The following is a 14,480-nucleotide window of genomic DNA, read 5'->3' as shown; positions in this document are numbered from 1 at the left end:
TCAATGACCAGAGCGCAAGGACTGCACAATCGTCAGGCACCGCTGCGCTTGTCACGCATCAATCAGCGAGGTCCGCTCCATGGCTGCTTCTACTTCCGTGCACTCCAACGCGCTCAATTTCATGAGTTGTCTGAAAAGCGGCGTTGACCCACGCACCGGGCTATACAACATATCGATCAGCTTGCCCGATCTGCAAAGCAATGACCTGCGCGGGCCAGGGTTCCGACTCGACCTGTCCTACAGCCAGCTCAATACGCTGGACAGCGGCTATGGCCTGGGCTGGAACATGCAGTTGTCGCAGTACGACCCTGCCACTCAGATCCTGTCCCTCAGCACAGGCGAGACCTTCCGGGTCGACGGCACCAGCAGCAACGGCCAACTGACGATGACGGAAAAGAAGCTCGACACCTTTCACTTCTACAAACTGGACGATGAGTCTTACCGGGTGGCGCACAAATCAGGTCTGGTGGAAATCCTCGAGCTGCACAGCAGCGGCAATAAGAGAATGGCCTGGCCGGTGAAAATCATCGCGCCGTCGGGGCACAGCATTGCGCTCAAGCACACGGTGTTCAACAGCAGCACCTACAGGCTTGCTTCAATCACTGACGACCTGGGTAAGACGCTGCTGAAAATTGCCCGCAGCACCACCTCCGTCGAGCTGGATCTGCATCCGGACGAAGGCACCGGCGATACTCCGCTGGCGCGCTTTCTAATGACCCTCGCAGGCAGCGACAAACGCGTATCGCGCATCACCCTGCCCACCGAAAACAAAGCGTCGTGGCGCTTCGAATATGGCCTGGAGAACGGCAATCAATTATGCGTCAGGCATGTGGAGACACCTGCTGGAAGCAGCGAAAACGTTTACTACCAGGACGAGGGCCATGCGTTTCCATCCAGCGCCGGTCGCATGCCCGTGCCCAGGGTGACAAAGCACGTCATCGATCCCGGCCTGAATCAGGCAGAGATCGATGTGCGATATACCTACAAGGACGGCCAGCAACGCTCACGAAACTTTCTCGGTGCAGGGTTGCCCATCGCCTGGGAGGACAACGGCCTGGACAATCTCTATAAATATTTGCAGGACTACAACTATGTCTGTACCGAAAGCCTGTGGGTCGACAACAAGGCCGTGCGCAGCATAGAGCGGACCTTCAACCGCTTCCACTTGCAGACCCTTGAAGTCACCACCCAGAACAAAAACCAGCTAACGGTCACGACCGCCTACAACATCCTGCAGGGCGAGCATTACTCCAGACAGCCCAACGATTGTCAGCTACCCAGCGAAATCACCACCCGCTGGCAACGGCTGGACGCGCCTGAGCGGACCCGCACAGAGACCGTCACCGATACCTATGACAGTTACGGCAACCTGCTGGTGCATACCCGCGCCGACGGGATCGAAGAAGTCAGCAGCTGGTACCCGGCCGCCGGTGGCGACGGTTGCCCGGCCGACGCGGAAGGGTTTGTCTCCCGACTGAAAGAAAAAGTGGTCAAGCCCGCTCCATCGTCGCAGCCCGGGGCCCCGACCCTGGCCACACGTTATCGCTACCAGACATTGCCTGCACTAGCCGACAGCGAGTTACCCGACTGGATCGTGCCGGAAAGCGAAACGCTGCTGCAGCTTGAAAGCGATGGAACCTGTGTAGAGTTGCAGAAGGTCCTGCTGGAGTACATCAACCAGCCGGATGCGCCATTCCAGCATGGTCGAACCGGGAAAAATATCGAGTCCCTGAATGGAAACGACACCGTTACCGTCTACGAGTACAGCAAGAGCAAGAGCAGGCAACTGGAGGTCCCGGTACAACTCATAGACATCACCACGATCGGCTTCGACAACGCCCGCATAAGCAAGCAGCAACAACAGTCGCTGTTGACCGGTCAGGTGCTGCTGACCCTGGAAGAAGGCGTGGAGACCCGCTATGTCTATGACGTGCTGAACCGGCTGACCAAGGAAACGATCGCACCGGACTCAAGTGATGAAGCCAGTCGCGAGTATCTGTACACCCTGTGTTCCGCTGCGGGGCAGCAGGCAGAACAAGTGCTGATCGACGCCCGCAAGGTCAAGACCCGCTCTGTTCTGGACGGCCTGGGCCGGGCAATACTCGAGGAGCGGAACCACATCGACAGCAACGATCTGCAAGCGATGCGCATAATCCATACCGCGCAATACAACGCTTGGAACAATGTGCAACACGAAACGGATTATGACTGGTTCGCCAGCCAGCAACGGTTCGCCACGCGAAACACTTACGCCTATGACGACTGGAACGTCCAGTGTGTCATTACCTCGGATCACGGCGTACAGACCCACCAGTACTACGACCCCATCGGCAATGAAGAACATAAAGGCCCTGTTCAGAAGACCTGGGTGCAAAGCAGTGAAGCAGAACCGCTGATCAGTGGTCGCAGCGAGACCTGGCTGAACATGTTCGGCAAGCCGGACAAGATCAAGACCCAGAGCGCAGATGGAAAAAAAGATCTGGGTTCACAAACCTTCCTCTATGACGGACTGGGGCGCTGCACGGAGCAGACCGACGCGTCAAACCACACAACCCTGTTCAGTTATGACGCCTGGTCGCGCATGGTCACAACACGCTTGCCGGATAAAAGCGAGGCGCACCGTGATTATGCACCGCACAGCAACACCGAGCTGCCGATCGGCCTGAAAATGATGCATTCGGACGGCATTACCAACACTCTGGCAGGCAAACAGGCGTTCGACGGGCTGGGTCGTCTGACACTGTCGCAGGCAGGGCAACGTATCGAGCAGTACGAGTATGAGGACGGTCACAGGCAGGTCAAAACCCGCAAAACCGCCAAGGGCGATGACATCAGCTACACCTACAACCTGGCACTCACCGACCAGATCGTCTCCAGTACTGCACCGGATGACACCGTCGGTTTTGGCTATGACAACGTCAGCGCCCGCCTGACCTCTGCCACCAATCAGCAGGGCAAGCGCGTTTATGCTTATGACGCGCACAACCAGTTGACCAAAGAGACCTGGAAAGATCTACAAGGCCGGACCTGGAAAACCGTGCATCGGACATCCTTGCAGGGCCGTGCGATGTATCGCACCGACGTCGAACAAAAAGACGTCAAAAACTCGGTTAAAGGCGTAGTCAAGGGCCGCATCAAAGGTGGCGTCAAAGGCGTGGAAACGATTTACCGGTACGACGATTTCGGCCGACTCGAAAACGTTGTGCAGGGCAACGTGGAGGTGACAATCCTGTATGACACCCTGGGTCAGCCCAGCGAGATGACAACCTGTGACCAGGCCGCCGGAACCCGCCTGGTAAACCGCCTGAAATATGACGACCAGGGACAGGAAATTCTCAGGACGCAGATTGCAGGCAATCATCCGGTACGTACGCTGGAACAGCAATGGCAAACCGACGGGCTCATGCAAAGCCGTCACTTGCAGGAAGCGGGCAGCACGCTGCTGCTGGAAACATTCAAGTATGACGCTCGAGGTCGTCTGACCGGCGTCACCTACTCGGGCAGCAAATTGCCAGTGCACGCATCCGGCAGGGCGATACTCAAGCAGACGTTCATCTTCGACGCGCTGGACAACATGACCCTGACCACTACCGAATTTGCTGACGCCAGCACTGAGATGGCCGTTTTCCATTATGGCAAAGAGGATGACCCCGATCCCCTCTCCAGGGACCGATGCCAGTTGCTCGGCATCACCTACAGGCCTCCACGGGGCACACCGGACCCGACGTTCCGCTATGACGCCAACGGCAATCAGCTCGATGACGAACATGGCAACCGGTTGTACTACGACAGCCAGAGCCGCCTTTTACGGGTGGAAAAACCGGCGGGTGAGCCGATCAGCACATACGCTTACGACGGCCATGATCATCTGGCCACCACCCGCAATGGCAGTCACAGCGAAATACTGCGTTTTTATCAGGACCAGCAGTTGAGCAGCACGGTGCAGGACGACCGACGTACTCAGTTTCTGTACATAGAAGAGCAACCCGTCGGCCAGCAGACCATCGGAGAACCGGCAGAAACCCTGCTGTTGCTGACGGATGCGAACCAGAGCGTGCTCGCTGAGTTCCAGCAGGACAAGCTGCGAACAGCGGTCTACAGCGCCTACGGAGAACGTCACAGCGATGACGCGCTGCTCAGCGTCGCAGGGTTCAACGGCGAAATATGCGAAAAAGACACAGGCTGGTACCTGCTGGGCAATGGCTACAGAGCCTACAACCCCGGCATGATGCGTTTTCACAGCCCTGATTCCTTGAGCCCCTTTGGCGCAGGCGGGGTCAATCCCTATACCTATTGCCTGGGCAATCCCATTGCCTGGCGCGACCCCACCGGGCATGACGCCAGCTCCCAGAGCGGCCGGCTGCGAAGGCCCGATGAGGATGCGATACCTGCAGAGATGCCGGGGGGCATCGGAATACAGACCTGGATCATGCTCGCGGTTGGCGTAGTGTTCACGGCAGTGGGTGCCTACGCAACAGTTGCATCGTTTGGATTGGCCGCGCCCGGCTCGGTTCCTGTAACGGTCCTGGGTATGACGATGACCGCACAGACGGCGGCCTACGTCGCAACAGGGTTGCTGGCGGCAGGGACCGTTCTGGGGGCTGCATCAACGGCTGCCACTACTTATGGTGCGGTGAAGGGAAACGAGACAGCCTTTCGGTTAGGGGAATACCTGGCCTATGCCGCGATACCTTTAGACATCGCTGGGGGGGTATTCAGAAGTGCGGTTAAAAGCGCGATCAAGGCTGCGTCCAAGGCTTCCAGCCGGCGAGTTTCCGAGACAGCGAGTAGAGTTTCAGTCGGGACGATTGACGATTCACCGGTCGATTCTGTAACGGGTACGCGGCGTGGATCTGCTCCAGCGAGTATGGACGCACCCGGGCCTGTTGGGGGTGTGAGGATTCCAAGAGTGCGGGTGAACAGGCCTGAACCACCTACACCGAACCCTCGGCCGGAGAGCGGCCCTTTCGCCAGGCGCGCGCGGACACCGACAGATGACCCTGCAGCAGCACCGTCCAGCGGTCCGTCACGGTTTGCGGGCAGAACGGGTTTTTTAGTACGGCTTCGCAAACTCGGGGAAAACGTCTTCGTGCTTAAATACATGCCTCGCCGGTGATAAGGCTGGACTTTCCGCCGCCGACAAAGGCTCATCGCTGTCGGCGGCATTTTGATCGACGTTTTTACTGCTCCAACCTTTACATTTTCCCTTTTTGGATTCTCTGCCTGAATAAACAACGCACCGCCCAGTAAAAACCCGAAACAACATTAAAACTCAAGGCTCCAGACGTATCACGTTAGTTTAGGAAATATCCTACACCGCCCGCCATTAACCAAAGCCCTCCAGAGACTTTGCAACTAACTCACCTGCTGTAAACTCCCGCCCCGTCATGACACACAACACAAACCGTCTCTCAAGACACCATAAATAGTTACATTTTTACTTCTGTAACTTTAATAGGGTTTTCATCGTGAACAAAATGCTATCCGTACTGGGCCTTGCTCTGGCGACTACACTCACCGGCACTGTCGTATCCGCCAACCCCGGCCCCGGCACGATTCGTTTCGAAGGCAAGATCACCGCTACCACCTGCCCTATCGAAGTAGTCAATCCGGGCGATGGCTCTATCGGCAACGTGGTGAACATGGGCTCTATCGAGGCCAACCGCTTTACCGGCATCGGTCAGGAACTCTCTGGCAAGAGCTTTGCCCTGCGCGTCAATGACGACGGCAGTTGCGGCCTTACGGCTGGCGACCCGAATTCGGCCAAAGTCACCTTCATCGGTAACGCTGACAGCAGCGGCGACTACTTCGCTGTCACCCCTACTGCCGACGGGGCAAAGGGCGTCGCGATTGTCATCAAGGACCAGACCTTGACGTCCATCAAACCAGGCAGCCAATCGGCACCTTATGCACTGATTGAGGGCGGTGCCACCGACATGGTGTTCAACGCCTACTACCGTTCGACAGCGGCTACCGTTCAAGCCGGTGCTGCTTCGGCGGATGTACAGTTTGTTGTCGCAATCAACTGATACATCGACCCATTCGCTCACAGTGTAAGAATCAATAGTCTTTTCACGTGAAGCATCTTCAATACGTTCAGGTCCGTTTCGGATCTGAACGTACAAGGTAACTTTCCATGATTTGCCAACAGGCTTTCAAAAGACCTGCCCTCGCGGGGTGCATGCTGTTATTCATGTGCGCAGCTTATATACCAGCCAGTCAGGCAGCACTGACGGTCAACGCAACTCGCATCGTGTTCGACGGCGACAAGCGCAGTACGTCGGTGGTCATATCCAATCCAAGTGATCGCCCGTTCGCGGTACAGACCTGGGTAAATACGGAGGCAGACGACACTGTCACCGTCGTTCCGTTCGCACCTTCGCCGCCACTTTTCCGCCTTAATCCGGGCAAGGAACAACAGGTACAGATCAATGGCCTGCCCCACGAACTGCCCTCTGATCGTGAATCATTGTTCTACTTCAACGTGCAGGAAATACCTCAAGCCGACCCTTCGCAGGGCAACGTACTGAATATTGCCCTGCGTACCCGTATCAAACTGTTTTATCGCCCGGTGCTGCTGACTGATAACCCCATTGCCCGCCTCAAGGACCTGCAATGGTCGGTCAGGCAGATTGCGGGCAAGGCAGAACTGACCGCGATGAATCCGACACCCTTTCACGTGTCGTTCATTCGCCTCGACGTCTCCGGCGGTGGCAGAACTGAAAAAGTCAGGGAAGTCGCCATGCTTGGCCCGTTCAGCTCTCGCCATTACGAGCTCAGTGAAACGAAAGCGGTACCGGGCCTGCAGGTGGTGTTTTCCGCGATCAACGATTACGGCGGCTACAGCACGCCGCTGACAGCTACAGCCACGCTGACTGACTGAAACAGCGCTGGCCCGTTTCATCCCCAGGACATTGAACATGACCCTATTACCCGATTCCGGGTTCATACCAGTGCGCCTGCGCTTTATGCAGGTGCTGATTGTGTGCGGCAGCGTTACCGTACCGCTGGAACTGACCAAGGCGGCAACCCCTGTCAAGTTCCAGTCCGGCTTCCTGCGTCAGGGCCAGGACTATGACAGTGAGGCCGCGGCCAGCGTGCTGAGCCAGTTGTCAGTTGTCGAAAACCTCGGGCCAGGCGATCACTGGGTAGAAATCCACGTCAATATGCGCCATTTCGGCCAACGGCAGATCCGTTTCGATGCCGACCCACAAGGCAACGGCCTGCTGCCCTGCCTGTCGCGGGAACTGCTGGAGCAGATCGGCGTACGCCTCGACAGTCTGGCCGACCCGGCCTTGTTGCAAGTCGCTTGTGTCGCGCTGGGGCAATTGATTCCGGACGCCAAGGTCGTACTGGACGGCGGCAGACTGCAACTGTCGATCTCGATACCGCAGATCGCCATGCGCCGCGACGCCAACGGGCGAGTGGACCCGGCGCTTTGGGATTACGGCATCAACGCCGCCTTCATCAATTACCAGACCTCGGCGCAACAGACGACCCATAGGGAAACAGGCACCAGCAGCAGCGCAGACCTGTACCTCAACACCGGTATCAACCTGGGGTCATGGCGGTTGCGCAGCAATCAAAGCGTGCGTCAGGATGCACAGGGACATCGCGAGTGGACCAGAGCCTACGCTTATGCACAGCGCGACCTGCCCGGCACCCACGCTAACCTGACCCTCGGTGAAACCTACACCGGCGGCGATGTCTTCCGGAGCGTGCCGATCAAGGGCGGGTTGATCAAAACCGATCAGGAGATGCTCCCCGATTCCCTGCAGGGTTACGCACCGGTGATCCGTGGCGTTGCGCAAAGCAGGGCCAAACTGGAAGTCCTGCAGAACGGATACCCGATCTACTCCACGTATGTCAGTGCCGGCCCCTATGAAATAGATGACCTGAACACGGCGGGCAGCGGCGAACTGGAGATCGTGCTGACCGAGGCCGATGGTCAGGTGCGGCGCTTTACCCAACCTTACTCGACCATGAGTAACCTGTTGCGCGAAGGCGTCTGGAAATACAGCGCAGCCCTGGGCCGCTTCAACGGTGCCTACGCCACCGAGCATCCCTGGCTATGGCAAGGCACGCTGGCCGTTGGCACAGGCTGGAACTCGACACTTTATGGCGGACTGATGACCAGCGACTTCTACCATGCCGCAGCGCTGGGCGTGTCACGGGACATGGGTATGCTGGGAGCGATGGCGTTCGATGTGACACGGTCACGCGCCGGCATCGATCAGCCCGGTCAGTCCAGCGTGCAGGGCATGAGTTACGCCATCAAGTACGGCAAGGCGTTCACTACCCATACCAATCTGCGCTTCGCAGGTTATCGCTACTCCACCGCAGGCTATCGGGATTTCGACGAAGCCGTCAGTCAGCGCAGCAACGACGATGCGTTCAGGGGTAGCCGCCGAAGCCGACTGGAGGCTTCGATTCATCAGAGAATCGGCGCACGCAGCAGCGTCGGTCTTACGCTGTCGCAACAGAATTACTGGGGGAGCGATATCGAGCAACGACAATTTCAGTTCAACTTCAACACCCATCGTGCCGGGATAACCTATAACTTCTACGCCTCACAGTCGCTGAGCGTAGCCAGTAACCGCGGCAACGACCGGCAGTTCGGCCTGAGCATCTCGATGCCCCTCGACACCGGCCATTCGAGCAATGCCACACTCGACCTGCAGAGCAGCGCCAATCGCCACAGTCAACGGGGCAGCCTGAGCGGCAGCCTCTACGAAAACCGGGTCAATTATCACGCCAGCCTGAGCAACGATGACGGCAAGCAGCAAAGTGCCAGCCTTGCGGCGGGCTATCAGGCGCCCTTCGCCAGCCTCGGCGCCGGTGTAACTCAGGGCAATGATTATCGAAGTACATCAGTCAATGCCAGTGGCGCCTTGTTGCTGCATGCCGACGGCATCGAGTTCGGCCCGAATCTGGGTGACACCATCGCCCTGGTCGAAGTGCCCGATACACCAGGCGTGGGCATACAGAACGCGACCGGTGTCAGGACCAATAGTCGTGGCTACGCATTGATGCCCTATCTGCGCCCCTACCGCTATAACCCGATCGCCTTGCAGACCGACCGGCTTGGCCCCGAGGTGGAAATCGATAACGCCAGTGCTCAAGTGGTGCCTGCCAGGGGTGCCGTGATCAAGACCACCTTCGCTGCACGCACGGTGACACGCCTGGTCATCAATGCAACCACTCCCAGTGGCAAGCCGCTGCCATTCGGCGCCCGGGTCAGCGACGCGCAGGGCAACATCCTGGGCATCGCAGGCCAGGGCGGGCAGATTTTGCTGTCCACCGACATGCAGGCACAAACCCTCGATGTCCACTGGGGAGAGAAAAGCGACCCTCAGTGTCGTCTGCACATAGACCCCGCTGGCATGCCTTTGGCCCAGGGCTACCGAATACAGGACATGACGTGTACCCAGTGACATCAGGTCTGAGCCATCCGCGACATTGTTATTTCAGGAATCACCCATGAACACTGCATTGAATGCCCTGCTCCCCAGTCTGATCCTGTTGGGAGCCAGCCATAGTGCTGCGGCTTATTCCGACGTACCGGATGACACACCGAGCAACGATTGCTACTGGGTTTCCTCTCCGGGAATAAAGGACTACCGACGCGACATCGGCACGCTCTACGTCCCGAAAGACGCTGCAGTGGGCACCTTTATCGGCAGCATAGATATGCTTCACGCCACACCAGATCAGGCAGGCCTGGAGGCGGCCTGCAGAAATGACGGCACGGCTCTTCTGGAATTCAACGCAACGGCAACGGCTCCGATCTTTTCCGGCACGGTGGAGCCTATAAACGGGGAAGACCTCACCGGCAAGATACTGCAAACCAATATTCCGGGCGTCGGGGTGCGGGTAAGACTGGAGTATCCGTATGACAGGAACTGCCCCAATTGCTTCACACCTGTAGGTGGCAGCGCCTCCGTTCCGTTCATCGGCCTCAACGACCACCAGAAAATGCTCACAAGCCTGCCTTTCCTTCATTTGAACAACTACGTCACGCTGGTCAAGACCGGACCGATTCCCTCCGGACCCAATGTGCTCAATGGCAGTGAACTGTTCTCCGCAAGCGTGACAACGCTTGGCAGGATCATGAAGTTCGGGCTAACCGGCACGATACTTCAGGCACAGTGCAGCGTCGGTGCAGATCCGGTCAGTGCCGACCCGGTGCAGCTGGGTGAGTGGGACAGCGCTGACTTCACCGGTCCCGGCTTCACCACACCTGCGGTGCCATTCAGTATTGCGTTGAGTAACTGCGAGACCTACACGGGCGCAGGCTTCGTGGCCACGGCGCATATCCAGCTCGATGGTGTCGAAGGCTCGGTTCCCGAGGGCCCCGTCGGCAGCGGGGTTTTCAGCCTGACCAGCGACTCGGACGCCAAGGGCATGGGGATTCAGGTCCTCAAGGGTGATGGCGTCACGCCCATGGAGTTGCAGACCGAAGTGCCACTGATCGCGATCACACCCGGCAACGTTGTGCTGAACTTCTACGCCCGCTTCTATCAGACTCAGGACAGCAGCGCGATCCGGCCGGGCAAGGCCAAAGGGGCGCTCAGCTTCACGATGACCTACAAGTAGCAATGCACCATGGACTGCCAACCTGGCGGTCCATGATTTCCTCAGGCATACAACGTTGGTCTCAGTGAAGGGAAAGGCTGCCACGAGAGTGTCTGGTCGAAACTCACACGCACCCGCACATCCAGCTGAGTGCCGATCAGAAATCTAGTCAAATCCGTTTTGCTGATACGACCGGCGTCGATGTTATCGCCCACCAGCGGTACCGGGTAGTCGTCCAGCACGCTAACCACTAACGACTCATTATCAGCACTGCCGACGCCGTGCACCTCGACGCTGACAAACTGGTCAGTGCCCATGAAAGACCAACTGTCGAGCGTGAACCGCGCGTAGTCTCCCTCGGCAATGCTCTGCAGGCTCAGACGCCCTCCGGATACCTTGTCACACTGCACGACCGGAAAGCCTGTCATTCCCAGGATACTCAACGTATGCCGGTCCGAAAGATGGGGTGAGTCGACGCTATTTTCGAACACCTCGTAGTACACCGGGATGGACTTGCTGAAATGCGGGGCAATTTTTGTGGAAGGAACGCTGAACAGTCTCGAGTCTGCGATTTCCGTAAGAAAAGAGCCCACACTGCCTGGCTCGGCCCATTGGACGCGGACGGTTTCACCGGGAAGAATCACGGCATCCTCCGGTATCGATACCACTGCGCCCTGAAAGGCATCGACCGGATCAAGCCTGCTGGCACTTGCCGAGCCTGCAGCCTTCTGAACACGAGGGGGTGGCAACACACGCGGCACTGGCTGAGCGCACACCAGCAGCGCAACAGCCAGCGCACGAGGCCCGGCATTCCCCGAGCGATCCTTCAGCCTGTAGGACACATAACGAATGCCATCGCCGCTCTCGAGAACCACTTGCCGGTCAAAGCCGATGTTGATCGCGCCACCGATATCGGACGCTTCAAGCGTCAGGGTTCCGGTGTGCTCCGACCCCGTCGGCATGCTGCTCCAGTACCAGATAATGAGGTCCCCGGCGCCCGGCGAAAAATACGCGGGCACCTCGGCCAGCACGGTATCGCCATGAGTATCCAGCCAGGCCGCCGTGAGACCATCCCTGATGATTTCTTCCGGAAAAATCAGCGCCCCTTCGTCTTCGAATACCGGTGCCGTTTTATCAATGACAAAGACCAGTGTTTCGGATTCGGTCTGCACCTGATTGGAGGTCTCGACGCGATAACGGAGTCGATGCCGGCCTTCGATCAGGTATTGCTGCGCGATCATGATGAACAGATCGACAGGCTGTACAGGTCCGGTCCAGGTCTTCTCCTCCAGCAGCACGTCATTCCAGTACACGCGCAGATACTCGGGATTGCCCGGGGTAGGCTCGGAGTTTTGCCACATGGGAAAATCGACCCGCAACGGCACGAGCCAGGCGCTGCTGGGGAGCAAATTAGGCTCACCGCCAGGTATGTCAGGAAGAAGTTCGGCGACCATCGGCGGCGCAAGCAACATGCTCTTGCGCCTTGAAACCGGCCAGAACAGGATTCTGATCCGTTCGATCCACTTTGAAATAACAGACATGAGCCGGGCCTCCAGCATGAGGAAGCGGTGGCCGACCCGTTTGCCGACCGCCGTGCCCATCAGTTAACACCCTGCTTTTTTCTGCGGATACTGGCACAAGTGATAGGACCGTTGGCGCATCAGCGTCCAGCGATCAGACATCATCCGCCCCGCTTCGCTGTCGCTACCAGCTGTAACGCAAGCCTGCACTGGCGCCCCACGGCTGTTCGATGGCATCGCCATTGCTGTAATCGAAATCAGCATGCAACTGCAGGTTGTCAGACAGCGACACCGAAACGCCCGTCCCCAATTCGCCACGGGAACCGGAGAGGTCGTTGTTGAACACGTTGTCATTGACCTTGACCTCGTTCCTGTTGACGAATTCGTGAGCCACGGCAACCCGCACATAAGGTTGCAGCGTACGTCCTTTGCCCAGGTCGAAACTGCGCCCCGCCGTCGTACCGACCTTGCCGAGCAGCGATCGGCTGCGGTCACCTTCAGCACGCATACCGTTGTCCAGTGCGTAGTCCTTGCCCTGAACGACCAGGCCCGCCAGCTGGGTGTAGGGTTCGAGAAAATAACCGCTGTCCAGTTTGATGTGCCGCCCCAGCTCCAGCGATGCGCCAACCCCCAGATTGTCGTAGTTGCCGCGCGTGCGGGAACCATCGCTGAGATTGACTCTGGCCTTGTTTTTGAACTGATTGAGTTTGATCACGCCATCGATGTAGTAGCCGCTCTCGCTGTCCAGCCAGGTGCTGTAAGCGCCCAGCGAATAGCTGTCGACCTTGCCACTGGCACCGTGATCCAGACTGAGGTCAGAGGTGCTCTGCCCGATCATCACACCCGCCAGCCATTGCCCCGCCCCCACAGGCAGCTTGCCATCTGCGCCGAGCGCGACACCACTCTGAACCTGCTGATATCCGAAGCCTGAGGCGTCGGCCACATTGAATTTGTTGCCGTAGGTACGTATCCAGCCGCCAGAACGGGCCTCATCCATGCGCAACTCGCCCATGCGCGAACGTAACGTACTCAACTCCCCATACCAGACAGTCGGCGCAGTGTTGAACAACGCCATGACAGTCTGTGCGCCGGGGCTGATGGTTCGGGTGGCGGTATCCAGATACCAGTCATTGTCGCCCTGCTTGATCAGGTCATAGGACCAGGCGCCCAGATCCACTGCGCCGCCTGCGAGCGAGAAGCTGGCATCGCCGGCTGCCGCATGCACGACGTGCAGGCTGGTATCGCTGAGCGGATCGACACCCGTGCTACCGACAAGCAAGGTATGACTGCCGGTCGCGCTGCCCGTGATGTCAAGAAAGTCATTGGCCTTGCCAGCGAAATCCACGTCCATCATGAACGTACCGCTCCCTGACAGGCTTGCGAGTGACAACGTGTAAAACGAGGCCGCGTCGCCAAACCTGACCGACCCACCGTCCATGGCCAATGCATTCACCTGACCGTTCTCGACCATCACCCACTGGCCCTGACTACTGAGCGACAGGCTGGAGACGTTCTCCAGGCGCCCGGTCAGGGTCGCGTTATTTTGCAGTGACAGGCTGGCGGTACTGCCCGCATCCGCCGATACATCGCCCAGCAGATGGCTGTTGTCCACGGTCATGTGCGCCGTTGAACCGTTGATCAACTCCAGTATCTTGCCATTGCCGCCGGTCAGCGTAGAACCATTGTTGACCTGGATATCGGCAGTCGCGGGCGCGCCGGTGGGCGTTCCGACGGTCAGCGCCGACCCCGTGATGCCTTCGACCCGGGTTCCGTCCAGGACCAACAGATTGCTTGAGGGTACTGCCGGGTCAGCGCGCAAGCGCACGCCATATTGCTGCCCGGTAATGGTGCTGCCGGACGCCTTCACCGTGGAGTCCCACATCTCCATGCCTCTGCCATTGGCGCCAGTGGCCGTTACTGAAGTACCTTCCAGGGTCAGGTTGCTGAGCGAGCCGGCGTTTATCCCGCGATTCGTGGCCGTGATCGTGCTGCCGATGACGGTGGCCGTGGAACCGACCAGTCGTGCACTTTCATTGCCCATCCCCAGGCCATCCGCGCCACCTGTCAGCACGCTACCGACAATCAACGCATCTGCCCCTGTCAACGATACGGCTGAAGAGCTGGTGCCCGCACTGACCTGACTGCCAGTGAGCGTCAGCTTCGCGCCGGTGATCGTGGATATTTGCAGGGTAGTCGCGCCGTTGGCTGTCAGATTTCCGGTGCTGACAACCCGATAACTGTCCAGCGGGCCTGTTGCATCGATGGTCTGCGGCGCATTGACAAGTATTTGCGCAAAGGCATGACTGCCAGGCAGCAAGGGAGAGAGAAAAATAACGGTTTTCAATGTCCATGAAAGCGGACGCAGCACGAATGGAGCATTCATGA

General features: G+C 58.3%; 7 protein-coding genes. 5 read left to right on the top strand and 2 right to left on the bottom strand.

The features are described from left to right. Positions 1-79 precede the first annotated feature (79 nt). The 5 genes from AC54XV_RS10520 (at position 80) to AC54XV_RS10500 (ending at position 10,596) form a co-directional block, all read left to right on the top strand. Positions 80-5,116 (top strand): RHS repeat-associated core domain-containing protein, encoded by a 5,037-nt coding sequence (locus AC54XV_RS10520; protein ID WP_496718552.1) that lies wholly within the window; start codon positions 80-82, stop codon positions 5,114-5,116. 352 nt (positions 5,117-5,468) lie between these two features. Beyond that, positions 5,469-6,029: a fimbrial protein gene (locus AC54XV_RS10515; RefSeq protein ID WP_024640726.1), complete on the top strand. Its 561-nt coding sequence runs from the start codon at positions 5,469-5,471 to the stop codon at positions 6,027-6,029. A 107-nt stretch (positions 6,030-6,136) separates the two neighbouring features. Continuing rightward, positions 6,137-6,883 carry a fimbrial biogenesis chaperone gene (locus AC54XV_RS10510; RefSeq protein WP_003406110.1) on the top strand — a complete coding sequence of 249 codons (747 nt, stop codon included), beginning with the start codon at positions 6,137-6,139 and terminating at the stop codon, positions 6,881-6,883. 37 nt (positions 6,884-6,920) lie between these two features. Continuing rightward, on the top strand, positions 6,921-9,434 hold the full coding sequence (locus AC54XV_RS10505; protein WP_496718549.1) for a fimbria/pilus outer membrane usher protein: 2,514 nt from the start codon (positions 6,921-6,923) through the stop codon (positions 9,432-9,434). 46 nt (positions 9,435-9,480) lie between these two features. After that, positions 9,481-10,596, top strand: coding sequence for a fimbrial protein (locus tag AC54XV_RS10500; protein ID WP_024640729.1), 1,116 nt, complete (start codon positions 9,481-9,483; stop codon positions 10,594-10,596). 41 nt (positions 10,597-10,637) lie between these two features. Here AC54XV_RS10500 and AC54XV_RS10495 read toward each other — a convergent pair whose 3' ends face one another. Both AC54XV_RS10495 and AC54XV_RS10490 read right to left on the bottom strand, forming a co-directional pair. After that, positions 10,638-12,176: a hypothetical protein gene (locus AC54XV_RS10495; RefSeq protein ID WP_058398557.1), complete on the bottom strand. Its 1,539-nt coding sequence runs from the start codon at positions 12,174-12,176 to the stop codon at positions 10,638-10,640. Positions 12,177-12,279: 103 nt separating this feature from the next. Beyond that, complete coding sequence (locus AC54XV_RS10490) at positions 12,280-14,478, bottom strand: autotransporter outer membrane beta-barrel domain-containing protein (protein ID WP_058398556.1); 2,199 nt, start codon at positions 14,476-14,478, stop codon at positions 12,280-12,282. Between the last annotated feature and the right edge of the window lie 2 nt (positions 14,479-14,480).

This window comes from Pseudomonas fragariae (ex Marin et al. 2024) (assembly GCF_059621105.1).
This window is presented reverse-complemented; position numbering and strand designations above follow the sequence as displayed.

What these genes read in the sequence shown, in the direction of transcription:
- AC54XV_RS10510 (WP_003406110.1), top strand. Translation starts at nt 6,137, where the DNA reads ATGATTTGCCAACAGGCTTTCAAAAGACCTGCCCTCGCGGGGTGCATG.
- AC54XV_RS10505 (WP_496718549.1), top strand. Translation starts at nt 6,921, where the DNA reads ATGACCCTATTACCCGATTCCGGGTTCATACCAGTGCGCCTGCGCTTT.
- AC54XV_RS10520 (WP_496718552.1), top strand. Translation starts at nt 80, where the DNA reads ATGGCTGCTTCTACTTCCGTGCACTCCAACGCGCTCAATTTCATGAGT.
- AC54XV_RS10500 (WP_024640729.1), top strand. Translation starts at nt 9,481, where the DNA reads ATGAACACTGCATTGAATGCCCTGCTCCCCAGTCTGATCCTGTTGGGA.
- AC54XV_RS10490 (WP_058398556.1), bottom strand. Translation starts at nt 14,478, where the DNA reads ATGAATGCTCCATTCGTGCTGCGTCCGCTTTCATGGACATTGAAAACC.
- AC54XV_RS10495 (WP_058398557.1), bottom strand. Translation starts at nt 12,176, where the DNA reads ATGGGCACGGCGGTCGGCAAACGGGTCGGCCACCGCTTCCTCATGCTG.